Here is a 24,853-nt window from a genome sequence, read left to right on the forward strand (position 1 = left end):
GTCGAGCCATGAGCGCGTCGCTGGAGTCGCGGGCCCTCGGGGCTCTCACCGGTCTCGCGCTCGGCGACGCCCTCGGCATGCCGACGCAGGCCCTGCCCCGCGACCTCGTCCGCGAGCGCTGGGGCGCCGTGCTCGAGACGTTCCACGCCGGGCCCGCCGACAACGAGATCTCCGCAGGGATGAGGGCGGGCGCCGTCACCGACGACACCGACCAGGCCCTGATCCTCGGCCACCTCCTCGTCGCCGGCGACGGCACCGTGGACCAGCAGCGCCTCGCCGACGAGCTCCTCGTCTGGCAGAAGATGATGGATGCCGCCGGTTCCGGCGACCTCCTCGGACCCTCGACCGTCCGTGCCCTCGGCCTCGTCGCGGCCGGCGCCGACCCCGAGGTCACCGGTCGTTGGGGCGACACCAACGGCGCCGCGATGCGCATCGCTCCGGTCGGCGTCGCGACGCCGGCGCGCCCCCTCGAGAGGCTCGTCACGCTGGTCCACCGCAGCGGTCGGGTCACGCACAACACCCGGATCGCCGTCGCCGGCGCGGCGGCCGTGGCTGCCGCCGTCAGCGCGGCGCTCGACGGCGCGGACGTCGCCGAGGCGACCGATCTCGCCATCGAGGCGGCCCACCTCGGCGCCGAGCTCGGCCACTACACGGGCGGCGCCGACGTCGCCGCCCGGATCTCGTGGGCGCTGGACGTCGTGCGCGAGCACGCGCTCGAACCCGGCCTCGAGGCGATCGTCGACCTCGTCGGCACCGGCGTCGTCACGCAGGAGGCCGTCCCCGCCTCGTTCGCGGTCCTCGCCCTGACGCCCGACGACCCGTGGCTCACGGTCCGCGCGGCCGCCAGCCTCGGCGGCGACAGCGACACGATCGCCGCGATGGCCGGCGCGATCGCCGGTGCGGTCCACGGCGTCGAGGCCTTCCCCGCCGACGCCGTCGCTCTCCTCGAGGCGGTCAACCCGGACCTCGGGCTCGCCGAGCTCGTCTCCGACCTCCTCGTGCTTCGCGCCCGGCCGTGAGTCGACGGCGATGACCGGTCCCCGCCTCGTGGCGACCTGCTCGGTGATCGTCGACCTGCCGCTCACGGTCCCCCACCTGCCCGAGCGCGGCGGCGACGTCCTCGCGACCGACGCCGCCCCACCGACGCCCGGGGCGGATACAACGTCGCCGTCGCTGCCGCGCGGCAGGGCGCCGCCGTCGTCCTGCTCAGCCCGCTCGGTACCGGCCCGAACGGTGACCTCTGCGCCGCGGCTCTCGCCGCCGAGGTGGTCGTCGTCGCCCTCCCTCGCGTCCCGGCGGCCGACACCGGCCTGTGCGTGACGCTGACCGAGCCCGACGGCGAGCGCACGTTCGTCACCGCCGCCGGTGCCGATTCCCACCTGACGGCGGGGCACCTCAGCGCGGTCCACCCCGCGCCGGGGGACGTCGTCCACGTCTCGGGCTACGACCTCAGCTACCCCGGTGGCCCCGTCCTCGCCGCGTGGGCGGCCGGCCTTCCCGACGGCGTCGCGCTCGTCCTCGATCCCGGCCCGCTCGTGGGCGACCTCGACGCCGCGCTGCTGGTCGCCGTCGCGGGCCGCGCCGACGTCCTCACGCTGAACGAGCGCGAGACCGCCGCGCTGGGCGGCGCGGAGGCCGCGCGCGCCCTGCTGGGCGACGGCGGACCGGGCGACCGCGCGCTGCTGGTGCGTCGCGGGGCCGAGGGCTGCACGGTCACGACGGCCGACGGCGTGAGCACGGACGTCCCGGCCCTCCCCGTCACGGTCGTCGACTCCACCGGGGCGGGCGACGCCCACACCGGTGTCCTTGCCGCCGGACTGCTCGTCGGGCTCCCGCTCCTGGCGGCCACCCGGCGCGCCAACGCCGCGGCCGCCCTCACCGTGAGCCGCCGCGGTCCCGCCACCAGCCCGACCCGCGCGGAGCTGGACGCGCTGCTCGGGGCCGGCTGACCGCCGTCGTCAGGCTCTGACGCGGACGGGCCGAAGGGTCGAGACCAGCCCGTGCAGCGCGATCCCCACGAGCACCCCGAGGGAGATCGCGACCATCGTGGCGCCGGCGGTGAGGATCGTCCCCATGCCGTCGGTCGCCGTCCCGTCGAGCGTCTGCGTGACCCCGACCAGCCCGAGCGCCCCGGGCACGAGCACCCAGAATCCCGGCAGGAACGAGACCAGGGCCGGCGGGCCCTGGCGCTGGCCGGCCGCGTACAGGGCGAGCGGCGTCATGACGGCGGCGCCCACCAGCGCGGACATGACGCCGCCGAACACCAGGCCGCCCAGCACCTGGCCGGCGTAGGCGACGAGCACGACCACCAGCACCCACGGCATCGAGCTGAGGCGGACGCAGTGGTAGAGCGCGACCCCGACCACGAACACGAACACGCCCAGCCACGGCCCCAGCGCCCCGAACGCCTGGCCCGGCGTCTCCGCGATCGCCGACGCCCGCACCCCCACGAGCGCCGCCGCCCCGGAGATCCCGAGCGACAGCAGCACGAGCTGCATCCCGCCGGCGGCCAGACGCGCGGACCCGGCGATCATCTGCCTCGTCGCGAGGTCGATCACGGCCGTGGTCAGCAGGGCCCCGGGCAGGAACGTCACGAGCGGCGGCACGAGCGAGGACAGCACGTCGATCGGCGCACCGGCCCGCACCAGCCCGAACACCACCGCCGACACCGCGAAGGCGCTGGTCAGCACCAGGAGCGCCTGCAGGTAGCCGCTGGTGCGCGCCGTGGCGATCTGGACGACGCCGACCAGCGCCCCGAGCACGCCCGCGACGAGCAGGTCGGGCAGGTTCGCCCCGAGGATCAGCGCGATCCCGAGCGTGTAGGTGACGTAGCCGGCGAGCAGCACCGGCGTCGGGTAGGGCGCGCCCGCGTTGACCGCCTGCTGCAGCAGCCCGAGCCCCTCGACCGGTCCGACCTGGCCGCGGCGGGAGCGCTCGGCGATCTGGAGCACGTCCTCGATCTGGTCGAGCCGGAACGCGCGCACGCCCGCGGCCGCGGCGGCCGTCTGCGACTGCGTCGACCCCGGCACCGTCACGAGGATCGCGGTCGGCAGCGCGATGACCTGGGTGCCGGGGAAGCCGTTGACCCGCCCGACGTCCTCGAGCGTGCGCGTCACCTCGGCGACAGGGCTCGCGCAGTCGATCAGCGCCTCGCCCAGCGCGATGAGGAAGCGGGTGAGGACGGCGGCGTCGGGCACCTCGTCGTCGGCCGGGGCGGTGGTCGGTGTCGGTGTCGGTGCCGGCGCCGGTGCCGGCACGGGCTCCGCGTCAGGCAGCGACGCCGGGGCCAGCACCACCGTGTCCGCGAGGGGATCGAGCTCGCCGGGGATCGCGATCGTCTCGGTCTCGTCCCCCGAGCTGGTCACCGACGGCGCGGGCGCGGGCGCGGGCGCGGAGTCCACCGTCGCCCCCGCGAGCCCCGGCTCCGCGACCGTCGACCGCCGCACCAGCGCCAGCACGAGCGCCGCCAGCGCGAGCACAGCGATCGCGACGGCGATCATCACGCCCGGGATGTCGGACTGCTCGACGGCGGGTGGCGTGTTCCAGACGATCGTCGTCGTCTCGGTGCCCGTCGGCTCCGGCTGGTCGGTGCCCGACGGCGGGGCGGTCGTCTCCCCCGGGCTCCCGCCGGAGGTCTCCTCCGTCCCGTCCGTCGACGTCGTCGTCCCGCCCTCGCCAGGCGTCGGGCCGGTGCCGGGCGAGGTGGTGCCGCCCGTGGTTCCCGGGCCGGAGGTGCCGGGACCGCTCGTGCTCGGGTCGGTGGTGGTGCCGGGACCGGTGGTGCCGGGGTCGGTCGTGCCCGGCTCCGTGGGGACCGGTTCGGTCGTGCTCGGGCCCGTCGTCCCGGGGCTCGTGGTCCCGGGATCCGGCGACGTCGAACCGCCGGTCGTGCCGGGGGTCCCGGGCGTCGTCGTCGGACCGGTCGTGGTCGACGGCGAGGTCACCCCCGCCGCGACGACCTCGTACGCAACCATCGTCCGAGACTAACGAGGCCCGCCAGGGACGCCCGGGGGTCCGGGGTGCCTGCGGTCGTGCCGCGACGCGCGGGAACGCGGTTGTCCCCGCTCAGATCACGATTGGGTAACATTCCCGACGAGTCCACAGTGGAGTGGTTCCCAGGGGAGGCAGACGATGGCGGTCGTACCGGACGCACGAGGCTCGACGGCGCACCACGCTGCCCGCGTCGCCCCCAGGAGCGCGCACCACCGACCCCACCCCTCGCGCGTGGCCTGGTACTGGCTCTGGGGAGCGATCGCGCTCGCCGTCGGGCTCTTCATCGCCGCCGCGGGCTGGGCCGCGCTGGCGGCCGGCCCGATCGTGACGACGGCGGCGCTCGTCGGCGTCGTGACGCACCGCCGTTGGGCGCACCCCGCGCTCTGGATCGGCCTCGGCCTCACCCTCGGCGTGCTGCTGCACGTGATCCTGGGGATCGTGCAGGGCGACACCGCCTCGACGCTGCTCCTCTAGCTGCCCGTCCCGTCGTCCCGCTGCGCCCCACCGCTGCCCCGCGCCTCGTGCGCCAGGATCGCCAGCTGCACCCGGTTGGCGAGGCCCAGCTTCGCCAGCGCGCTCGACAGGTGCACCTTGACGCTGGAGGTCGACAGGAACAGCGTCGTCGCGATCTCCGCGTTCGACAGGCCCTCGGCGACAGCGTCCGCCACCTCCCGCTCGCGCTCGGTGAGCGCCGCGAGACGCTTGCGGGCGAGGGCGACGGGGTCGACGTCCTCGCGCGGCGAGCCCGACGTCGCGAGCGCCACCAGCGCCCGCGTCACCTCGGGCGAGAACGCCGGCTCCCCGGCCGCGACGCGGTGGACGGCGTCGACGATCTCGGCCGGTGGCGTGTCCTTGAGCAGGTAGCCGCTCGCCCCCGCCCGCAGCGCGGCGACGACGGTCGCATCCGCCCCGAAGGTCGTCAGGACGAGCACCGCGGGTGCCTCCTCGCCCAGCCGGGACAGGGCCTCGGTGGCGGCCACGCCGTCGACGAGGGGCATCCGCACGTCCATCAGCACGACGTCGGGACGCAGCCGACGCACGGCCTCGAGCACGTCGGCGCCGTCGCCGACCTCACCGACGACGTCGAGCGCAGGGTCCGCGCCGAGCATGAGGCGCAGGCCGGCGCGCACGAGGGCGTCGTCGTCCACCAGCAGCACCGCGACCATGGATCCCAACCTAGTTCTCGCCCCGCAGCGGCACCGAGGCCGCCAGCACGTACCGGTCGTCGAGCACCGTGTGCTCGAGCGTCCCGCCGTGAACGGCGACGCGCTCGCGCAGCCCGGCCTGACCCGCACCGGCGCCCGGGAGCTCGGCGGCGCTGAGACCGGGGAGGACCGGGTTGGCGACCGTGACCTCGAGGGTCTGCCGAGTCGCCCGGACCTCGACCGCCACCGGTGCCCCCGGGGCGTGCTTGCGCGCGTTCGTCAGCCCCTCCTGCACCACGCGGTAGACCGTGCGCTGCACCGAGGCCGACGGCGCCAGGCCGTCGGGGGCCACCAGCTCCAGCGTGACGACCTGTCCGGCCGACCGCGCCTCCTCGACGAGCCCGGGGATGCTGGCCAGCGTGGGCGCCGGCGGGGACGTGCCCTCGCCGCCGTCGGCCCGCAGCACCTGGAGCACCTCGCGCAGCTCCTCGAGCGACAGCCGGGCGCTGCGGCGCACGACGGCGATCGACTCGGCGAGCTGCTCGGGCGGCACCGGGACGCCGTGGGCCTGGGTGAGCCGGAACTCCAGGGCCCCGGCGTGGACGGCCAGGAGCGAGAGCCGGTGGGCGAGGACGTCGTGCATCTCGCCGGCGATGCGCTCGCGCTCGGCGGCCCTGGCCGCGGCGATCCCCCGCTCCTGCGCGAGCCTGGCCTCCTCCGCGCGCTGCGCGAGCACCTGCACGAGCTGGCGCCGTGCGCGCACCATGAGCCCCGCCGTCGTCACGAGGAGGACGAGCAGCGTGACGATGACCGTCCAGGCCCACGGCTCCGAGATCTCGGGCGGCCGGAACATCAGCAGGTGCGGGAGCGCGAGGACCTGAGCCAGGAGGGCGACGCCGTAGCCCCAGCGGCGGCCGCGGTGCAGCGCGAGCGAGAAGAACCCCACGAGCAGCGCGAGCGAGGCGCTGTTGGAGAACGCGCCGATCACGGCCGCGAGCAGCCCGACCCCCACGGGGAGGTCCCGACGCCACCAGAGCGCGACGCACATCACCACCCCGGCCACGAGGTCGAGCGGCACGAGCCAGCCGGGGATCTCCGACGACGAGGAGAGCCCGAGCGCCTCGGTCAGCCAGATCAGCAGACAGCTGAGGAAGACGAACGAGTCGACGGCCCAGTCACGCGCCGTGCGGGTCCCGCGAGATCCACGGGCGTCCGCGGGGCGGGGCAGCCGCGCCGGGACGGCCCCGGTCTCTCGCTCGAGCGTCCGGGCGAGGTCGCCCGGCAGGAGCCAGGCGTCGACGTCGTCCGAGCGGGACATGCGGCCAGCCTAGGGACGACGGCGTCGCACCACCCTGGCCACCTGGCCACGAGGCCTGGCCGATCGGCCGATGGGACGGCCGCCCGGACGCGGCAGCGTGAGGCCATGACCACTCCAGCCCTCGAGCTCGATGCCCTCACGAAGGACTTCTCCGGCAATCTCGCCGCGGACGCGGTCTCGCTGACGATCCCCCGCGGGTCGCTCACCGGCCTCGTCGGACCCAACGGCGCGGGCAAGACCACCTCCCTGTCGATGGCGGTCGGCCTGCTGCGGCCCGACTCGGGCACCGCCAAGGTCGACGGGATCGACGTCTGGCGCGAGCCGACCCGGGCGAAGGCGCTCCTCGGCGTCCTGCCGGACGGGCTCGCCCTCCCCGAGCGACTGACGGCGAGCGAGCTGCTGCGGTACTGGGGCCTGCTGCGCGGGATGGACCCCGCCGTCGTCGCCGCCCGCACCGCGGAGCTGCTGCGCATCCTCGAGCTGGACGAGGCGGACGAGCGCGGCGTGCTCGTCATCGAGTACTCCACCGGGATGCGCAAGAAGATCGGCCTGGCGACGGCGCTGCTGCACTCCCCGCGCGTGCTCGTGCTCGACGAGCCGTTCGAGGCGGTCGACCCCGTCAGCGCCCGCGTCCTGCGCTCGATCCTGCGGCGGTTCGTCGCCGCGGGCGGCTCGATCGTCATCTCGAGCCACGTGATGTCGCTGGTCGAGGACCTGTGCGACCGCGTCGCGATCATCGCCAGGGGCACGGTGCTCGCGGACGGCACGCTGGCGGAGGTCCGCGGCAGCGGCAGCCTCGAGGACCGCTTCGTCGAGCTCGTCGGCGAGCGCACGGTCGCGGAGGGGGAGCTGACGTGGCTGGGCCGCTGACCACCACGCTCGGCGACGAGCTGCGCCTGCTCGTCGGTCTGCGCCGCACGATCCAGGCCCACAACGAGTCGTGGAAGCGCCCGACCGGGATCGGCCTCGGCGCGCTCGCCGTCGCGCTGACGTGGGCAGCGGTGCTGCTGGCCGAGCCCGACGCGCGGGCCGACGTCGTCGCCGTCCTCGTCACGCTGTGGTCGGTCGGATGGATCGTGGGGCCGATCCTCGCCTCCGGGGCGGGCGTCCTGCGGCCCGAGTACTTCACGCTGCTGCCGCTGGAGCGACGGCGGCTCGGCCTCGGCCTCCTGCTGTCCGTCTACGTCGGACCCGGTGCGATCCTCACGATGCTCGCGCTGCTCGCGATCCCGGCGTGGGGGGTCACGCTCGGCGTCGGCCCGGCGGCCCTCGGCCTCGTCGCGTCGGTCCTGTGGACCATCGGCCTGGTGGCGATCTCCCGCGCCGTCTACTCGCTGCTGGGCGCCGCCATGCGCACGCAGGTCGGCGTCGAGATCGCGGCCGTCCAGTACGGCCTGATGATCTCCGGGACGATGGCTGGCTGGCTCGTCCTGTTCCCCGCGGGCCTGGCGGTCCCGGCCCTGCTGGCCGACGGCCTCGGGGACGGGACGGCCGCCGGGGTGCTGCACGCGTCGCCGTTCGGCTGGCCGGGCGGGATCGTCGAGGCCTCGGTCGCCGGCGACGGCGTGGGGGCCTCGTGGCGCCAGGCTGCGCTCGTGCTCGGCGCGCTCCTCGCCGTCGTCGCCGCGGTCCGCCTCCTCACACCCCACGTGGGCAACCGGACCGCGCGACGCACCCGCCGCCCGCTCGGCTCGCGCGGGATCACGGGTGGCAGCGGCGGGCGGGACCCGCTCCTGGGGCTGCCGGCCACCAGGCTGGGGGCGGTCGTCGGCAAGGAGCTGCGGACCTGGCTGCGGGACCCGTGGCGCAGCCTGGAGATCCGGACGTCGATCTGGATCGCGATCTTCCTGGCGGCCTTCCTCTACGTGGGGAGCCTGGGCGAGATCGACGGCCTGTTCACGTTCGCGCCGGTGGCGGCGCTCGCCGTCGCCATGATGGTCGGCCTCGGCGGGGCGAACCTGCACGGTCAGGACGGCACCGCCCTGTGGATGCTGGTCGTGACCGACTCGCCCGGGGCGCGGCGCGCGGACGTCCGTGGTCGCCAGATCGCCATCACGATCGTGTTCGGCGTACCGGCGGTGATCCTGGTGGTGGGGCTCGCCGCCCTCGCCGACGGCTGGTGGCTGCTGCCCCCGGTCGCGGCGGGCCTCGTCGCGATGCTCGGCGCCGGGGCCGGGATGTCGGCGCTGTTCTCCGTCGTCGGGGTGAGCGCCGGCGTCGATCCCGCCAAGCGCCGCAACGCCACGGATGCCGGGGAGAACCCGCTCCTCCTGCAGATCGGGTTCTGGCTGGCCGTGGGCCTCGCGGCCCCGACCCTGGCGCTCGCCGTGACGACCGTCCTGGGCGCGCCTTTCACGCAGGTGCCGTGGTGGCCCGTCGCGCTGGTCGGCCTCGGGCTCGTCAACGGCGGGGTCCTGGCGTGGGGGCTGGGCCGCGCGGCGCTCGCCGTGCTGACTGCTCGGCTCCCCGAGACGTTCGCCCGGGTGCGCTACCCCGGTCTGCGGCTGGCGCCCGGTGGGACCGGGGCGACGACGGAGGACGGCGCCCCGGCGTGGGCCTCGGCGCTCTCGGACGCGGCGCAGAAGTCCTACCTGGAGGCGCGGGCGCAGAAGGAGAAGGCGGCGACGAAGGTGCGGGAGCGGAACGCGGGCTGAACCGGCCGCGGCGGCCGCGCTCGCCCCGGTATCAGGGGGCGAGCGCGAGCAGCGCCGTCGCGATCTCCTCGGGATGGCTGAGGGCGTTGCAGTGCCCGCCGGGCAGCACGACGACGTCGCACCCCAGACGTTCGGCGGCGAGCCGTCGCTGGAGCGCGAGCGGGAAGAGCCGGTCGTCCGCGGCGGCGAGCACCGTGACCGGGATGCCGGCGGGCCAGGGACCCGGCCACGGCTCGTCGAACGAGCGCTGCGAGGGTGTCCGGTCGTCGACGGCGAGCAGGCGGTCGCGCACGGCGTCCGGCACGTCGTTGAAGAAGTCGGTCTCGCCGTCGAACTCCCCGAGGCCGGCCTCCCGCCTGGCGTCCTCCTGACCGGCGCGGTCGGACCATCCGGTCGCCGGCTCGCCGGGAGTCGGGATCATCGGGTTGAGCAGCACGAGGTGCGCGACGCGGGACGCCCCGATCCGCGCCGCGGCGAGCGGGGCGACGAACGCCCCCATGGACTGACCGACGACGAGGCACCTGGCCGACGCCTCGCCGTCGTGCTCCCGGGTGCGACCGGTCTCGTACGTCGCGACAGCGACGTCGGTGAGCTCCGCCCACCCGTACCGCTCGTCGTGCTGCGGCAGGTCGACGGCGATGCCGCGGTGGCCGAGCGAGGCGAGGACCGGCACGAGCTCGGCCCAGTTGGCGGGGTGCCCGGCGGCGCCGGGGACGAGCAGGATGTCGGTCATGGCTGGTGGACCGGTCGCGGCGGGCGGAGTCATCGGTCAGCCCCGTGTCGCACGCCTGCGGCAGACTCGTCCCATGAGCACCGCCGCCACCGTCCCCAGCCGCGACTTCCGCAACGCCTACCGGCACGGTTTCGCGCGCGTCGCCGCGGTGACGACGCCGGTCGTGCTGGCCGATCCCGCCGCCAACGCGGCCGCGATCGTCGAGCAGGCGAGGGCGCTCGACGCGGACGCCGTCGCCGTCGCCGTCTTCCCCGAGCTCGGCCTCACGGGGTACTCGATCGACGACCTCGTGCTCGCGGACACGCTGCTCGACGCCGTCGAGCACGCGCTCGGCTCGGTGGTCGCGGCGAGCGCCGAGCTGCTGCCCGTGCTCGTGGTGGGGGCGCCCCTGCGGCACGCGAACCGGATCTACAACTGCGCCGTCGTCATCCACCGGGGCCGGATCCTCGGCATCGCCCCGAAGTCGGCGCTGCCGAACTACCGCGAGTTCTACGAGCGCCGCTGGTACGCGCCGGGGGACGACCAGCGCGGCGGCGAGATCACGCTGCGCCAGCTGCCCGCGGCCGGCGTGCTGCCGTTCGGCCCCGACCTGCTGTTCCGCGCCGTCGACCACCCCGACCTCGTGATCCACGCGGAGGTGTGCGAGGACTTCTGGGTGCCGATCCCGCCGTCGGCCGAGGCGTGCCTCGCGGGCGCGACCGTGCTGCTCAACCTGTCCGGCTCCCCCATCACGATCGGCCGCGCCGCCGACCGCCACCTGCTCTCCCGTTCCTCCAGCGCGCGCGGCGTCGCGGCCTACGCCTACGCCGCGGCCGGGCTGGGCGAGTCCACGAACGACGTCTCGTGGGACGGCCAGACGATGATCTACGAGAACGGCTCGCTGCTGGCCGAGACCGAGCGCTTCCCGCACGCCGCCCAGGCGTCGGTGGCCGACGTCGACGTCGCCTCGCTCGCCTCCGAGCGGCTGCGGCAGGGGTCCTTCGACGACAACCGCCGCACGCACGCCGCCCGCGTGGCCGCCTTCCGCACGATCGACTTCACGCTCGACGCCCCGCGCGGTGACGTGGGCCTGCGCCGCGTCGTCGACCGGTTCCCGTTCGTGCCCGACGACGTGGCCCTGCTCGCCCAGGACTGCTACGAGGCCTTCAACATCCAGGTCTCCGGACTCGAGCAGCGCATGCGCGCCATCGGGCTGCCGAAGCTCGTCATCGGCGTCTCGGGCGGCCTCGACTCCACGCACGCGCTGCTCGTGTGCGCGCAGGCGGTCGACCGGCTCGGGCTGCCGCGCGAGCACATCCTCGCGTTCACGCTCCCGGGCTTCGCGACGTCGGACCACACGAAGTCGAACGCGTGGGCGCTCGGACGCGCACTCGGGGTGACGTTCGAGGAGATCGACATCAAGCCGGCCGCGCAGGAGCTGCTGGCTGGGATGGGCCACCCGTTCGCCTCGGGCGAGCCGGTCTACGACGTGACGTTCGAGAACGTCCAGGCGGGCATGCGCACCGACTTCCTGTTCCGGCTCGCCAACCAGCGCGGCGGGATCGTGGTCGGCACCGGAGACCTGAGCGAGCTCGCGCTCGGCTGGTGCACCTACGGCGTCGGTGATCAGATGTCGCACTACTCGGTGAACCCCGGGGTGCCGAAGACCCTGATGCAGCACCTCATCCGCTGGGTGATCTCGACCGAGCAGTTCGACGGCGACACCGACACGGTGCTGCAGTCCGTGCTCGACACCGAGATCTCCCCCGAGCTCGTCCCCGCGGGCCAGGACGGCGCCGTCCAGTCGACCGAGTCGACCATCGGCCCGTACGCGCTGCACGACTTCGCGCTCTTCCACACGCTGCGCCGCGGCGCGGCGCCCTCGAAGATCGCCTACCTCGCCGAGCAGGCGTGGGCCGACCCCGCGCACGGCCTGTGGCCGGAGGGTTTCCCGGTGGACGGCCGACCGTCCTACGACCTCGCGGAGATCCGGCGCTGGCTGACGGTCTTCCTGACGAGGTACTTCGCCAACCAGTTCAAGCGCACCGCGATGCCGAACGGCCCCAAGGTCTCCTCGGGCGGGTCGCTCTCGCCGCGCGGCGACTGGCGGATGCCGTCCGACGCGCGCGCGACGGCGTGGCTCGCCGAGCTCGACGGCGCGCTCGACCCGGTGCTCGGTTCGAAGGAGTAGCGCCGATGGAGGAGACGACCGAGGCGCTCCTCGCCGGGCCGCGGGCACGCCGGCTGCTCGCCGAGCTGATCGAGATCCGGCAGGTCGACGGGTGGTCGGTGACGGCGATGTCGTCGTTGCCGACGGACCGCACCGAGCTGGCGCGCCGCGTCCGCGCGAGGGCCGCCGAGCGCGCCGCCCCGCTCGCGGCCCTGACCGCCGTGGACCCCCGGGTGCTGGCGGCGATCGACGCCGCGACCGTGATGAACATGCCGTGGCAGCCTCCTGACGAGAACGACCAGCTCCTCGCCGACCCGGCGATCGTCGCCGCCCTCCGACCCGCCGCCGAGGCGCTCGCCGCGGCCGAGATGACGCGCGGGTGGCACGCACCGCTCGCCGTCGGTAAGCAGCGGCTGACGCTGTTCGACCTGCCGGACTGGGAGGGCGTGCCGCCCGCGGCCGACCGCCCGCTGGAGGTCACCGGCCTGGACGCCTGGGGCGCCGCGTGGCGCCGAGCGGTGGCCGGTTCTGCCTGGAACCGGGTCGACTGGACGACCCCGGTGGACGAGCACAGCAGCGGCCCCTGGTGGTCCGCCCCGATCGGGCCGTGGTGGAACGGTGAGGAGCCACGCCGTCCGGGAGGCGCCCCGGTGACCACGCCGCCGCTCAACCCCGAGACCGACCACCTCGTCGGCAGCGCCGGTCTCGTCTGGCTCGAGGACTCCCCCGGGGCCGACGAGGCGCTGCTCGTCCCGGTGTCACCGTCGCGGCCGCCGCGGATCTACGAGGTGACCGGCCCCGAGGCGTGGGCCGCGCTGGTCCGCCACTTCCCCGCCGACGTCAGCGCGTCCCGCCGCTCCGACTGGTACCGCCACACCGGCCGCGACGGCGCCTGGGCGGTGCCCGACTGGGCGGCGGTCCGCGAGAGCTACGACGCGGTGCACGTCACCGTCGCCGGCTACCTCACGACCGCCGGCCTCGCGGTCGAGGTGGGCGACGGCGTCGCCACCGTCCTCGCCGGATGGGCCCCCGAGGCGACCGCCTGGCTCACCGACGTCCTCGTCGAGGACGGTCCGCGCGAGCGGTGGCGGCTGGACCGCACGGTGCGGCGCGACGCGGACCACGGTTGGCGCCTGGAGACCGAGAACGACGGCCAACCCGGCCGCGACCGGCGCGTCCGGCGCGGATGAGCCGTCCGATCCGCGCCGGTTGCGCCAGTCGGTCTCGCCCGCACGACGTCACGAGGGTGGACCTTCCCGCCCGAGTGGAGTAGCCATGAAGGATGCCTCTCCCCCTCCTGCGTCCGTGGCGGCCGGACGACGCGGCCGAGCTCCGCACCGCCGTCGCCACCTCCCCCGACCTCGTCACGCAGCTCCCGGTCCTCGACCTCACCACGGAGGACGGCTGTCGCACCTTCATCGACACCCAGCTCGCCCCCGAGGCGGAGGACGGGGCCACCCTGGCGATCACGGTCGCGGGGACCGCCGTCGGGAGCGTGGGGATCAGCGCGATCGACCGCCGGCACGGGACCGCCTGGCTGTCCTACTGGGTGACGACGGCGGCACGCGGCAAGGGCCTCGCGACGGCCGCTCTGGCCACGATCGCCGACCGCGCCATCGACAACCACGGCCTGTTCCGGCTCGAGCTGGGGCACCGCGTGAACAACCCGTCCTCGTGCAGCGTGGCCACGCGCGCCGGCTTCGTCGCCGAGGGCGTCGAGCGCGCGAAGCTCTCCTACGACGGTGAGCGCTTCGACGTCGAGACGCACTCCCGGCTGCGGACCGACCCCTGGCCCGGCGTGCACCGTCTGCTGGTGGCCGAGGGCTCCTGGTAGCCGCCGGCGTCAGGCCGGAAGCCGCAGCACGGCCCGCAGACCGCCCGACGGCGACTCCGCCAGGGTGACGTCGCCGCCCTGCTCGCGCGCCAGCTCCCGGGCGATAGCAAGCCCGAGCCCCGACCCGCCGCCGTCGCGCTCGCGGGCCTCGTCGAGCCGCACGAACCGCTCGAACACCCGCTCGCGCTCGGCCTCGGGGATGCCGGCGCCGTCGTCGTCGACGACCACCTCCCCGGGGACACCCCCACCGCGATCTCGGCACGCGCGTGCCGCACCGCGTTCTCCACGAGGTTGCGCAGGATGCGTTCGGTCGCCCCCGCGTCGCCCGTCGCCGTCCCGTGGCCGGCGACGGCGATGATCGTGTCCCCGCTCGCCGCCGACGCCGGCCCGGCCGCCCGCGCAGCGACCTCCGCGAGGTCGAGCTCCTCACGGGCGAGCGGTCGCGTCCCGAGCCGGGCCAGCAGCAGCAGGTCCTCGACGAGGGTCTGCATGCGCGCGACGTCGGCGCTCAGGTCCGCGACGAGCTCGTCGCGCGGGTAGGCGTCCGGGTGGGCGGTCGCGACGTCGAGCGCGGTGCCCAGGGACGCGAGCGGCGAACGCAGCTCGTGGGCGGCGTCGGCCACGAACGACCGCTGTCGCGCCGCCGCGGCCCGCGCCGTGTCGGCGGCGGCACGCTCGGACGCGACGGCGTCGTCGAGCCGGTCGAGCATCTGGTTCAGCGTGGTCGCGAGCGCCGCGAGCTCCCCCGACGGCGGCACCGGCAGCGAGCCCGGACCACCGGCGGCGACGACGGCGTCGGCCGCCACCCGCAGCTCCTCCACCGGCCGCAGGGTTCGGCCGAGCACGAGCCAGACCAACGCCCCGAGACCGAGCACGAGGAGCGGGACGGCCGCGGCCAGCGACAGGCCGAGCGCGCGGACGGTGGCGGTGACATCGCCGAGCGGGAGCGCAGCGACCACCAGCACGTCCTCCGCGGCGACGTCGCCGGGCGCCGCCACCAGCAGCGCTGCCATCCGCGCCTGTCCGGCGTACGCGCTCGGTGCCGTCGCGAGCACGGGGTCCCCTGCCGGGGCGACCTTTCCGGCCCGCGCCACGAGGTCCGCCAGCACCTCACCCGAGACCACCGGCAGCGTCAGCGACGCGTTGGAGGACGACGCCACCACCCGTCCGTCGACGGCCAGCAGCTGGACCACCTCGCCCGGCTGCGCGACGCCGAGCGCGTCAGGCAGGCGGTCGGTGGTCACGAGGTCGGCGACGGTGGTCACGCGGGCGGTGGCCGCGTCGTCGAGCGCCTGGATCCGGCCCTGCTGCAGGAGCTGCACCAGCAGGACGGCACCCGCGGTGAGCGCCAGCGCGAGCACGCCGGCCGTGACGAGGGTGAGGCGGAGCCGGAGGGTGCGCGGCAGCCGGCCGCGCGCGGACGGACGCGGCTCCGCGCCCGCCGTCGCCATCAGCCCACCGCCCGGTACCCGGCGCCGCGGACGGTCACGATGGCCTCGCGGCCGACCTTGCGCCGCAGGTAGCCGACGTACTGCTCCACGACGTTGACGTCCTCGCCCTCGCCGTCCCACACGTGGTCGAGCAGCTCGACCTTCCCCACGACGCGGTCGCTGTGCCGCACCAGGTGCTCGAGCAGCGCCAGCTCGCGCACGGTGAGGTCGACGTCGCGACCCGCCACCCGCGCACGGTGCGCGCCGGGCTCGACCTCGAGCTGCCCGACGCTGAGCACCACCGGTCGCGGGGTCGCCGGGCGCCGCGCGATCGCCCGGATCCGGGCCACGAGCACGACGAACGAGAACGGCTTGGTCAGGTAGTCGTCGGCGCCGACGTCGAGCCCGTCCGCGACGTCGTGCTCGCCGTCCTTCGCCGAGAGCAGCAGCACCGGCGTCCAGACCTCCTCGGCGCGCAGCGCCGTGACGACGTCGTACCCGTTGCGCCCCGGCAGCATGATGTCGAGCACGATCGCGTCGTAGTCGCCCCACCGCGCGAGCTCGAACCCGCGCACGCCGTCGTGCGCGACGTCGACGGCGAAGCCCTCCGCCACCAGCCCGCGCTGGAGCGAGCGCGCGAGGGCGCGCTCGTCGTCGACCACCAGGATCCGCATGCGGCCAGCATCCCACCGGGCACCGACACGCGGCCCGACGGCGGGCGTCGGACTTCTCAGCGTCCTCTCAGGTCGGTGGCCGCGTCGTCACCAGGTCTGCGCACCCGGCGGCTAGCGTCGAACCACCCACCCGCCGAGGAGAGCACCGTGAGCGCCGACCACTACGACGACTTCGCCGCCAGCTACGACGCCGAGAACCAGGCGAGCCTGCTGAACACGTTCTACAACAAGCCCGCGATCCTCGACCTCGCGGGCGACGTCGCCGGCCACCGCGTGCTCGACGTCGGCTGCGGCTCGGGCCCGATCGCGCTCGCGCTGCACGAGCGAGGTGCACTCGTGACGGGGCTGGACGGCAGCCCCGCGATGCTCGCGATCGCGCGCGAGCGCCTGGGCGAGGACGTCCCGCTCCACGTCGGCGACCTGGCGCAGCCGCTCCCGTTCGACGACGACGCCTTCGACGACGTCGTCGCCTCGCTCGTGCTGCACTACCTGGAGGACTGGGGCTGCCCGCTCGCCGAGATCCGCCGGGTGCTGCGGCCCGGTGGACGGTTCGTCGTCTCGATCAACCACCCGACCGTCCGCGTCGTCACCCACCCCGACGACGGCTACTTCGAGACGTACCGCTACACGGAGACCTTCGAGTTCGACGGCCGGCCCGCCGCGCTGACGATGTGGCACCGGCCGCTGCGAGACGTGCTGCGAGCGTTCACGGACGCGGGGTTCCGCATCCTCGTGGTGGACGAGCCGGCGCCGTCGCCGGACACGCCCGCCGAGCTCCTGCCGCCGCGGATCGCCAGCGGCGAGCGGTCGGCCTTCCTGTGCTTCCTGTTCCTCGTGCTCGAGGCCGCGTGAGTCCCTCGGCTCTCTCAGCGTCCCCTCAGCATCGGGGGCGCACAGTGGTCACCATGAAGAGCACCCGCCTCCGCTGGGCCGTTCCCGCCGCCACCGTCGTGGCCGTCGGCGCCGCCTTCGCGATCCCGACCATGGTCACCGCAACCGCCGACGAGCTCCCCGCGACGACACCCGCCGAGCTCCTGGCCGACGTCGCCGCCGCCGAGCCGACGGCGATGTCCGGCACCGCCGTCTACACCGCCCGTCTCGGCCTCCCCGAGCTGCCGACCGAGGCGACGGGCGGCGCCGACCCCCTCAACCTCCTGTCCGGCTCCTCGACGATCCGACTCTGGACCGACGGCGCCGAGCGCTCGCGCGTCTCGCTCCTGGGCACGACGTCGGAGTACTCGACCGTCGTCGACGGCACCGAGGCCTGGACCTACTCCTCGGCCAAGAACGAGGTCGTCCACGTGAGCCTCGACGGCGCCGCGCTCGCGCAGCTCGACGAGCACGCGGCCAACGAGGCCGTCGCCCCGACCGACATCCCCAGCCCCGAGGTCCTCGCGGAGCAGGTCGTCGCCCTGGCGAGCCTCAGCTCCGAGGTCACCCTCGAGGAGAACGTCGTCGTCGCCGGCCGCGACGCCTACCAGCTCGTCATCTCCCCCGCGTCGAGGGTTCCCTCGTCGACCGGGTGGTCGTGGCGTTCGACGGCGAGACGCTCGTCCCGCTGTCGTTCCAGGCGTGGAGCGTGCGGGACTCCGCAGCTCCCGCTCTCGAGCTGGCCTTCACCGACGTGACGATGGAGGCGCCGAGCGACGCCGCCCTCGCGTTCTCCACCCCGGCCGGTGCGACGGTGCAGGAGAAGGTCATCGGCGCCGCGGACCTGGCCGGTGCCGAGGCCGGTGCCGCCACGGACACCGAGGCCGGCGCCGTCGATCCCGGGTCCTTCGACCCGAGCACGATGACGCCGGGCGCCGTTCCCCCGGACTTCCTCCCCGAGGGCATCAGCATCACCGGTCAGGGCTGGGCCACGGTCGTGGAGCGCTCCGGCGTCGACGTCGCCGGCCTCATCGCCGGTGACCCGGCCGCCATCGCCGACGACCTCGCCGACTCCCCCTGGGCCGGCCGCCCCGCCGAGGACCTCGCGCAGGAGTTCGCCGGTGACGGTACCGGCTTCGCCCTCGACGGCACCGCCCTGTACGAGCAGCTGACGACCCCGGTGGACGGCGGACGTCTGCTGAGCAGCGCGCTGCTCAGCGTGCTCGTGACCGACGACGGCCGCGTGCTGGTCGGCTCCGTGCCGGCCGACACGCTGCTCGCCACCGCCGGGCTGGCGTGACCGCCCCAGCCACGGCGATGCGCGTACGCGACGGCGTCCCCACCTCGGGTGGGGACGCCGTCGTCCGCACGCACGGCCTGACCAAGCGGTTCCGCAGCGGCCAGGTGGCCGTCGACGGGATCGATCTCGAGGTGCCGCGCGGCGCCGTCTACGGCTTCCTGGGTCCGAACGGCTCCGGCAAGACGACGACCATCCGCATGCTCCTCGGCCTCGTGCAGCCCACCTCCGGCGAGGCGCTCGTGCTCGGCACGCCGATGCCGGCGGGCGCCGTCGCCGTCCTCCCCCGCGTCGGCGCCCTCGTGGAGGGTCCGGCGTTCCAGCCCTACCTCACGGGGCGGAAGAACCTCGAGCGGCTCGACGCCGTCGACGCCACCGCCGACCCCCGCACCTCGAAGGCCCGCATCGGCGAGGCCCTCGAGCGCGTGGGGCTCGCGGCCGCCGCCGGCAAGCTCTACCGGCAGTACTCCCTCGGCATGAAGCAGCGGCTCGGCCTGGCCGCGGCGCTGCTGCGACCACGCGACCTGCTCGTCCTCGACGAGCCGACCAACGGTCTCGACCCGCAGGGCACCCGGGAGGTGCGTCACCTCGTGCGCGAGCTGGCCGACGACGGCGCGAGCGTCCTCGTCTCCTCCCACCTCCTCGCGGAGATCGACCAGGTCTGCACGCACGTCGGCGTGATGAGCCGCGGGAAGCTCCTGGTCCAGGGCGAGCGGAGCGCCGTCATCGCCGGCGGTCGCACCGCGAGCAACCGGGTCACCGTCACCACGCTGCCCGACCACGTCGACCGTGCGCGGGCCGCGCTGGCGCGTCTGGCCGGGACGACCACGGCCGTCATCGCCGCGCCACCAGGCGCGGGCGACGACGTCGGCCCCCTCGACGTCGACGGCGGGGTCGCACTGACCGCCGCGCTCGGCAGCGCTGTGCTGGCCGACGTCGCCCCCGCCCTCGTGCTGGCCGGGGTGCCGGTGCTGGGCATCGCCGTCGAGCGCCCGAGCCTCGAGGACGTCTTCGTCGAGCTGACCGGGGAGGGATTCGATGTCGCTCGCTGAGACCACCGCCGACACCGCCGACGCCACGAGGTCCACGGCCGCCACCCCGTTCCCGCGCCGTCGCGGTGCGTTCGGGCGTCTCCTGCGCAGCGAGCTCGGGCTGACGCTCGGCCGCCGTCGCAACCAGCTCCTGCTCGCGCTGCTCACGGCCGTTCCGGTGCTCCTGGGGATCGTGCTCGCGATCGTCAGCGACAGCGCCTACGCGGGCCAGGGTCCGGGCTTCATCGACCGGGTCGCCGGCAACGGTCTGTTCCTCGTGGTGACGTCGCTGTTCCTGTGCACGCCGTTCCTGCTGCCGCTGGTGACGAGCATCGCCGCCGGTGACGCGATCGCGGGCGAGGCCGGCGCGGGCACGTTGCGCTACCTCCTCACGGTCCCGGTGCGGCGCGGCACGCTGCTCGCCGCCAAGGCGCTCGCCGTCATGGCGTTCATGCTCGTGGCGGTCGCGCTCGTGACGGCGGCGGCGCTGCTCGCGGGCGGACTGCTGTTCGGTTTCGACGACCTGTCGCTGCTGTCCGGGCAGGAGATCCCCCTGATGGACGGCGTGCTGCGGATGCTCGGCGTCGCCGGCTACGTCGCGATGTCGCTGACAGGACTCGTCGCCGTCGGGCTCTTCTTCTCGACGCTCGCGGAGGTGCCGGTCGGCGTGATGGCGGCGACCGTCGTCGTCGCGATCGTCTCGACGGTGCTCGACTCGCTCCCGCAGCTGTCGGCGATCCACCCGTTCCTGCTCACGCACCACTGGTTCGACTTCGCGGAGTTCCTGCGGTTCGAGGTCTCCTGGTCCCTGCTGGGCCAGGGGCTGGTCGTCCAGGCGGCGTGGGTCGCGATCTTCGGATCGCTCGCGTGGGCCCGCTTCACGACGGCGGACATCACGTCCTGAGAACGCCCGCCGGCATGGCGGCGGGCCGCATGACGACGGCGGGGCGAGGGCTGGTCAGAGCCCTCGGCCCGCCGTCGTGCTTCTCCCGTGGGGAGCGTCCTCCTACTGTGGAGAGATGAGCCGCCACCCCGCACGGGCCTCCTCGCGCGCCCGGTCACCGATCGCGTGGGCGCTGATCGTCTGCGGCCTCGTCTACACGGGCGTCTGGGTCGCGCTCCACTGGCCGTCCCTGGCTCTGCTCCCGGCGTTCGCACTCGTGGTACCGGGAGCCGCGATCCTCGGGAGCCAGTCGCGGCATCGGCAGGACGCGGAGCTCCCTCCCCAGCGACGCATGGACGGGAGCTACGAGGACACCCCCCGCGAGCAAGGTCGCTGACCCACCCGCGACGCGAGCACGAGGCGCAGCGCGCGGCGTACGAGGAGGGCTATCGGGGCGTACTCGGGATGGCCTACCTCTCCCTGCAGGGATGGCGGGCGCCTCAGCGGGAGCGGGACGTGGAGGCCTTCGTCCTGTCGTAGTGGCGCCGCGCCTTCATGCGGTTCCCGCACACGGCCATCGAGCACCACTGCGCACGGTTGCCGTGACTGCGATCGACGAGGAACAGGCGACACTCGGGGTTGCCGCACGGGCGGAGCCGGCCGGGTCGAGTCTTCTCGAGCTCGTTCCAGGCGATCACGGCACGGGCGGCCAGGAGGCTGTCGGCGGGCGCCTGCAGCGTCCACTCCACGACGCCGGCGCTGATCGAGGGGACCTGGCTGACGTGGAGGAGGAACGGGGTCAGCGACCTCGGGTCGCCCTCCCCGACCACGATGCTCCGAAGCACCTCGCGGACCGCGCGGACCTGCTCCACCTCGCGACGCGTCCCGGTGCCCCCGTGCCGCACGGCCCAGGCGGCTGCCCGGGCGTCGTCGCCGAGAGCGTCCACGACGACGCCACCCTCCACCGGGGTGGAGTTGAGCAGCGCGAGAAGCGTGACCTCGTCCTCCGATACGTCTGCCATACCCCGAGTCTAACCCTGTAAGTCCGCATTGACAGGTTAGGGATCACGACCTACGTTGGCCCTAACCACACAACCCGACCTCAGGAGTTAGACATGTCTCAGGTGCACCACCGCCACCGGACCGTCGACGGGCACCGCATCTTCTACCGCGAGGCGGGCGACCCGACCGCCCCCACGATCGTGCTCCTGCACGGGTACCCGACGAGCTCGTTCATGTTCCGTCACCTGATCCCGCTGCTCGCCGACCGCTTCCACGTCGTGGCTCCCGACCATCTCGGCTTCGGCCTCTCCGACGCACCGAGCACGAGCGAGGTCGAGTACACCTTCGACCTGCTGACCGACGTCACCGAGGCGCTCCTCGCCGATCTCGAGGTGGACCGTTACGCGATCTACGTCCAGGACTACGGGGCCCCCATCGGCTGGCGGCTGGCGCTGCGCCGCCCGGAGGCGATCACGGCGATCGTCACGCAGAACGGCAACGCGTACGACGAGGGTTTCGTCGAGCCCTTCTGGGAGCCGGTCCTGGCGTACCAGCGCACGCAGGACGCCGCGACCGAGGGGGCCATCCGCGAGGCTCTGGGCCTCGACGCGATCCGCTGGCAGTACGTGCACGGAGTCGCCGATCCCACGCTGATCGATCCGGAGGCCTGGGTCCACGACCACGCCCTGATCTCGCGCCCCGGCAACGACCTCGTCCAGCTCGCGCTCTTCCGCGACTACGCCACCAACGTCGCGCTGTACCCCGATCTGCACGAGTACTTCCGCACCAGCCAGGTGCCCGTCCTCGCCGTGTGGGGCGAGAACGACGAGATCTTCGGACCCGAGGGGGCTCGCGCTTTCGGCAGGGACCTGCCCGACGCCCAGATCCATCTCGTTCCCGGCGGGCACTTCCTCCTCGAGAGCGCCGTCCACGACGTCGCCGAGCTCGTCCGCACGTTCCTCGGGCCGAGGCTCGCGGGAGCCTAGCCGGGGCACACCGCGACGACGGCGGGGCGGGGGCTCCTGCGAACCCTCGCCCCGCCGTCGTCACTCAGCGGTACCGCTGACGGGCGGCGTCAGCCGAGCGTCAACCGACCTCGACGACCTCGCTGCCCTCGGGGTCCACGTACCGGTAGAGGAACGCGGCGAACGCGTCCCGGGCGATCGGCGCGAGCGGCCGGTAGAGCGCCGTCCCGTCGTTGCCCTGCCAGCCCGTGGCCACACCGGTGTCGGCCAGCCAGGTGACCTCGGTGTAGAACGCGTCGCCCGGCGCGATGTCCGTGAACGGCGAGACGTCCGGGGCGTCGAACTCCGGCGACTGGGCGGTCCGGTACAGGAACGCGGCGATCGCGTCGCGCGCCACCGGCTCCAGCGGCCGGAACTGCTTGGTGCCGTCGGGCGCCGTCCACCCGGTCGCGATGCCCTCCTCGGCCAGCCAGGCGATCTCCCGGTAGAACTGGTTGTCCGTGGCGACGTCGGTGAACGGCGACACCTCGGGCAGCTCGAAGTCCGGGGAGTCGGCGAGTCGGTAGAGGAAGGCTGCGACGGCGTCGCGCGCGATGGGGTTGAGCGGACGGAACTGCGTGCTGCCGTCCCCGTTCTCCCAGCCGGTGGAGATGCCGGCGTCGACGAGCCAGCGGATCTCGCGGAAGAACTGGTTGTCCGCCCCGACGTCGGTCAGGCGCAGCGGACCGGGCTCGAGCCAGCTCGTGTTCCACGGGCCCCAGTGTCCTGCGGCGTTCTTGGCGCGCACGTGCACCCACTGGCGCTCCCGCACGTCCCAGTCGGGCTGGAGGAGGCCGGTGAACGTCGTCGTCACGGACGGCTCGACGCTCGCGGCGACGGCGACGGCGGTGGCCGGGTCGCCCACGACGACCTCGACGTCGGTGACGGCGTGGGTCACCGGGCGGCGCGTCAGCGAGCCCGGGTGGGAGCCGTAGGTGTCGTCGCTGGCCGAGCCCACGACCGTGACGTTGCCGTCGACGTCGTAGGCCAGGGTGGCGTCGGTGACGGTCGGGCCGAGCGGGGAGACGTACGGGTCGGACGCCGCCTCGGCGCCGTACAGGAGCGCCGGCTTCGCGGCGTTCCAGAACGTCTCGGCGCGCGCGTAGGAGGGGAAGAAGCCGCCGGTCTGCGCGGTCCCGATCTCCCAGGTGTAGGCCGGGATGCCGATCTCGTCGTAGATCCAGTCGATGTCGTTGCCGGCGTTGTTGTAGAGGATCTCCCCCGCCTTGCCGGTGTTGAACTGGTTGAACGCGCTCTGGCGGAAACCGAGCGCCTTGATCGGCTCGAGGTTCGGCACGTTCGCGTTCCGGTCGTACGCGTAGGGGTAGATCACGTAGTCCGAGTAGGAGTGCAGGTTCACGTAGACGCCCTGCCGGTCCGCGGGGGCGGCCGTCTCGGTGCCCACCTTGAACTCGCCGAAGAGCTCCTTCAGGAGCGCGACCTGCGTGGCCGCCTCGGGCTCGGAGAACGGCGCCTCGCCCTTGTAGGTCGCGGCGTTGGGGTTGGCCGACGTGCTCTCGCCGCCCCACGCGGTGGCGTAGTTGCGGTTCAGGTCGATGCCCGGCTGCTGGCTGCTGTAGTTCGGCGACGTGCCCGTGAAGAGGGTGTCGTTGAGGTTCTTGCGCTGCCACGCCTTGGAGCTGTTGGGCGGAGTCGCGTCGCCCGCGGCGTTCGTGGGCACGGCGCCGGACAGCGCCGTCTCGACGACAGCGGCGCCGTCGGGGTTGTTCTGCGGTGCGACCCAGAGCTCGGTGGTGTCGAGCAGGTGGGTGATCTCCGGGTCCGTGCCGTACCCGTCGATGACCTCGGTCGCGAATCGCCAGGCGAGCTCGGACGTGATGATCTCGCGCGGGTGCGCCTGCGCCGTCAGGTAGAACCTCGGCTTCTCGTTCGTGTGCTCGGACCAGTCGCCGTCGGTGTCGGCACCGGCCGTGATGCGGATCGCGAGCAGGTCGTGGCCGCCGCGGCCCTGGGTCTTGAGCCACGAGTCGCCGTAGTCGACGACCTCGACCAGGTCGCCGTAGGCCTCCTCCAGGTCGTAGAGGTACTGGGTGTGCGCAGCCACGGTGCGGTACCCGCCGAAGAACGTCTCGTAGGAGTTGTCGGCGAGCAGCTCGGGGAGCGGGTAGCCGGTCGCGGCGCGGGCGGCGCTTCGCTGGCCGACGGCGGGACCGCCGTCGATGGCGTCGGCGTAGGCCACGTCCTCGACGATCTCGAGGCCGGCGCCGTCGAGCAGGTCGCGCGTCTCGGCGTCGCCGAGCACGGTGACCTGGGACTCGGTGGCGCTGACGACGTCGAGACCGTCGAGCACGCTCGACAGCGCCGCGGGGTCCAGGTCGCCCGGCTCGACGGTGAACAGCGTCGGGCCGGCGGCGGGGCCTGCCGGGTCGGCCGGATCGGCGGTCGCCGGGCCGGCCAGAGCGGCGAGACCGGCCGTGGCGACGGCGATGGCGGCCGCCGCGGCGCCGACGCGGGTGGCGCGTCGGGCTCGGGGCGGTCGCGGCGGTCGTGGCGGCTGTGGGGCGGTGGATCGAGACATCAGGGGTACCTCTCCTCGGTCGGTCAGAACCCGGCGCGGGGGCGCCGTCAACACGAACCACGCACGTTGCGAGGTCCGCGTGAACACGGTCGACGCTACGAACGCCGCGGCGTCGCGCCGGGTCGTGAGCAAGAGCGTCCACATGTCGGGATTCGGACGGGGTCGACGTCCCCGATCGCGCGTCAACGGCTCGCCTGGCGAGACCAGCGGCCCGGGGTTGCGCGGTCGACGGCGGTGCGAGAGGGGGACCGGCTGCGTCGATGCGGGCCCCGACCGTGATGTCCGATCCCCGCCAGT

At 74.3% G+C, this 24,853-nt stretch carries 23 protein-coding genes and 1 pseudogene; 15 read left to right on the plus strand and 9 right to left on the minus strand.

What is annotated here, in order from left to right:
* Window positions 1-8: 8 nt before the first annotated feature.
* Both C8046_RS09090 and C8046_RS09095 read left to right on the plus strand, forming a co-directional pair.
* Complete coding sequence (locus C8046_RS09090; RefSeq protein ID WP_109229158.1) at window positions 9-1,019, plus strand: ADP-ribosylglycohydrolase family protein; 1,011 nt, start codon at window positions 9-11, stop codon at window positions 1,017-1,019.
* A gap of 183 nt (window positions 1,020-1,202) precedes the next feature.
* A complete protein-coding gene (locus C8046_RS09095) occupies window positions 1,203-1,949 on the plus strand; it encodes a PfkB family carbohydrate kinase (RefSeq protein WP_235866448.1) in 747 nt (248 codons plus the stop codon).
* A 9-nt stretch (window positions 1,950-1,958) separates the two neighbouring features.
* Here the strand turns inward: C8046_RS09095 and C8046_RS09100 are convergent, their stop codons facing one another.
* Entirely contained in the window at window positions 1,959-3,974 is a 2,016-nt protein-coding gene (locus C8046_RS09100; protein ID WP_146197111.1) for a threonine/serine ThrE exporter family protein, read from the minus strand.
* A gap of 250 nt (window positions 3,975-4,224) precedes the next feature.
* Between C8046_RS09100 and C8046_RS09110 the strand changes: the two genes are divergently transcribed.
* Window positions 4,225-4,467, plus strand: coding sequence for a hypothetical protein (locus C8046_RS09110; RefSeq protein WP_109229161.1), 243 nt, complete (start codon window positions 4,225-4,227; stop codon window positions 4,465-4,467).
* On the opposite strand, the gene C8046_RS09115 is transcribed toward C8046_RS09110, so the two are convergent.
* Both C8046_RS09115 and C8046_RS09120 read right to left on the minus strand, forming a co-directional pair.
* On the minus strand, window positions 4,464-5,159 hold the full coding sequence (locus C8046_RS09115; protein ID WP_109229162.1) for a response regulator: 696 nt from the start codon (window positions 5,157-5,159) through the stop codon (window positions 4,464-4,466). The two genes, C8046_RS09110 and C8046_RS09115, sit on opposite strands and share 4 nt — an antisense overlap.
* 10 nt (window positions 5,160-5,169) lie before the next feature.
* Entirely contained in the window at window positions 5,170-6,456 is a 1,287-nt protein-coding gene (locus C8046_RS09120) for a sensor histidine kinase (RefSeq protein ID WP_109229163.1), read from the minus strand.
* A gap of 105 nt (window positions 6,457-6,561) precedes the next feature.
* On the opposite strand from C8046_RS09120, the gene C8046_RS09125 reads away from it, so the two are divergent.
* Both C8046_RS09125 and C8046_RS09130 read left to right on the plus strand, forming a co-directional pair.
* Window positions 6,562-7,326 (plus strand): ABC transporter ATP-binding protein, encoded by a 765-nt coding sequence (locus C8046_RS09125; protein ID WP_109229164.1) that lies wholly within the window; start codon window positions 6,562-6,564, stop codon window positions 7,324-7,326.
* Entirely contained in the window at window positions 7,311-9,110 is a 1,800-nt protein-coding gene (locus C8046_RS09130) for a hypothetical protein (protein WP_109229165.1), read from the plus strand. The genes C8046_RS09125 and C8046_RS09130 overlap by 16 nt, the downstream gene beginning before the upstream one ends.
* A gap of 31 nt (window positions 9,111-9,141) precedes the next feature.
* Here C8046_RS09130 and C8046_RS09135 read toward each other — a convergent pair whose 3' ends face one another.
* Entirely contained in the window at window positions 9,142-9,843 is a 702-nt protein-coding gene (locus C8046_RS09135) for an alpha/beta fold hydrolase (RefSeq protein WP_158277180.1), read from the minus strand.
* A gap of 73 nt (window positions 9,844-9,916) precedes the next feature.
* Here C8046_RS09135 and C8046_RS09140 point away from each other — a divergent pair, with 73 nt between their 5' ends.
* From C8046_RS09140 to C8046_RS09150, 3 genes are all read left to right on the plus strand, one after another.
* Window positions 9,917-12,013, plus strand: a complete 2,097-nt coding sequence (locus C8046_RS09140; RefSeq protein ID WP_109229167.1) for an NAD(+) synthase — start codon at window positions 9,917-9,919, stop codon at window positions 12,011-12,013.
* A gap of 5 nt (window positions 12,014-12,018) precedes the next feature.
* Window positions 12,019-13,182 (plus strand): hypothetical protein, encoded by a 1,164-nt coding sequence (locus C8046_RS09145; RefSeq protein ID WP_109229168.1) that lies wholly within the window; start codon window positions 12,019-12,021, stop codon window positions 13,180-13,182.
* A gap of 92 nt (window positions 13,183-13,274) precedes the next feature.
* A complete protein-coding gene (locus tag C8046_RS09150) occupies window positions 13,275-13,826 on the plus strand; it encodes a GNAT family N-acetyltransferase (RefSeq protein ID WP_109229169.1) in 552 nt (183 codons plus the stop codon).
* A 9-nt stretch (window positions 13,827-13,835) separates the two neighbouring features.
* Here C8046_RS09150 and C8046_RS19330 read toward each other — a convergent pair whose 3' ends face one another.
* The 3 genes and pseudogenes from C8046_RS19330 to C8046_RS09160 all read right to left on the minus strand — a co-directional run bounded on the left by C8046_RS19330 (window position 13,836) and on the right by C8046_RS09160 (window position 15,930).
* Window positions 13,836-14,054: an ATP-binding protein gene (locus C8046_RS19330; RefSeq protein WP_158277268.1), complete on the minus strand. Its 219-nt coding sequence runs from the start codon at window positions 14,052-14,054 to the stop codon at window positions 13,836-13,838.
* Between the two features lie 278 nt (window positions 14,055-14,332).
* A pseudogene (locus C8046_RS19980) lies at window positions 14,333-15,277 on the minus strand (HAMP domain-containing protein); the annotation flags it as partial.
* Window positions 15,277-15,930, minus strand: a complete 654-nt coding sequence (locus C8046_RS09160; protein ID WP_109229171.1) for a response regulator transcription factor — start codon at window positions 15,928-15,930, stop codon at window positions 15,277-15,279. The pseudogene C8046_RS19980 and the gene C8046_RS09160, both read right to left, overlap by 1 nt.
* A 147-nt stretch (window positions 15,931-16,077) precedes the next feature.
* On the opposite strand from C8046_RS09160, the gene C8046_RS09165 reads away from it, so the two are divergent.
* From C8046_RS09165 to C8046_RS09185, 6 genes are all read left to right on the plus strand, one after another.
* Window positions 16,078-16,782 carry a class I SAM-dependent methyltransferase gene (locus tag C8046_RS09165; protein ID WP_109229172.1) on the plus strand — a complete coding sequence of 235 codons (705 nt, stop codon included), beginning with the start codon at window positions 16,078-16,080 and terminating at the stop codon, window positions 16,780-16,782.
* A gap of 53 nt (window positions 16,783-16,835) precedes the next feature.
* Window positions 16,836-17,558, plus strand: a complete 723-nt coding sequence (locus tag C8046_RS19340; RefSeq protein ID WP_235866254.1) for a hypothetical protein — start codon at window positions 16,836-16,838, stop codon at window positions 17,556-17,558.
* Window positions 17,510-18,100, plus strand: a complete 591-nt coding sequence (locus tag C8046_RS19345; protein ID WP_235866255.1) for a hypothetical protein — start codon at window positions 17,510-17,512, stop codon at window positions 18,098-18,100. The genes C8046_RS19340 and C8046_RS19345 overlap by 49 nt, the downstream gene beginning before the upstream one ends.
* Window positions 18,101-18,117: 17 nt before the next feature.
* Window positions 18,118-19,149, plus strand: a complete 1,032-nt coding sequence (locus C8046_RS09175) for an ABC transporter ATP-binding protein (RefSeq protein ID WP_109230854.1) — start codon at window positions 18,118-18,120, stop codon at window positions 19,147-19,149.
* Window positions 19,136-20,032 (plus strand): ABC transporter permease, encoded by an 897-nt coding sequence (locus C8046_RS09180; RefSeq protein WP_109229173.1) that lies wholly within the window; start codon window positions 19,136-19,138, stop codon window positions 20,030-20,032. Before C8046_RS09175 ends, C8046_RS09180 begins: the two co-directional genes overlap by 14 nt.
* 115 nt (window positions 20,033-20,147) lie before the next feature.
* Window positions 20,148-20,408, plus strand: a complete 261-nt coding sequence (locus C8046_RS09185; protein ID WP_109229174.1) for a hypothetical protein — start codon at window positions 20,148-20,150, stop codon at window positions 20,406-20,408.
* 103 nt (window positions 20,409-20,511) lie between these two features.
* On the opposite strand, the gene C8046_RS09190 is transcribed toward C8046_RS09185, so the two are convergent.
* Window positions 20,512-21,033: a CGNR zinc finger domain-containing protein gene (locus C8046_RS09190; protein WP_109229175.1), complete on the minus strand. Its 522-nt coding sequence runs from the start codon at window positions 21,031-21,033 to the stop codon at window positions 20,512-20,514.
* A gap of 93 nt (window positions 21,034-21,126) precedes the next feature.
* Between C8046_RS09190 and C8046_RS09195 the strand changes: the two genes are divergently transcribed.
* Window positions 21,127-21,999: an alpha/beta fold hydrolase gene (locus C8046_RS09195; RefSeq protein ID WP_109229176.1), complete on the plus strand. Its 873-nt coding sequence runs from the start codon at window positions 21,127-21,129 to the stop codon at window positions 21,997-21,999.
* Window positions 22,000-22,099: 100 nt separating this feature from the next.
* Here C8046_RS09195 and C8046_RS09200 read toward each other — a convergent pair whose 3' ends face one another.
* A complete protein-coding gene (locus tag C8046_RS09200) occupies window positions 22,100-24,556 on the minus strand; it encodes a M14 family zinc carboxypeptidase (RefSeq protein ID WP_146197112.1) in 2,457 nt (818 codons plus the stop codon).
* Window positions 24,557-24,853: the final 297 nt, after the last annotated feature.

This window comes from Serinibacter arcticus (assembly GCF_003121705.1).
Classification (GTDB): Bacteria; Actinomycetota; Actinomycetes; order Actinomycetales; family Beutenbergiaceae; genus Litorihabitans.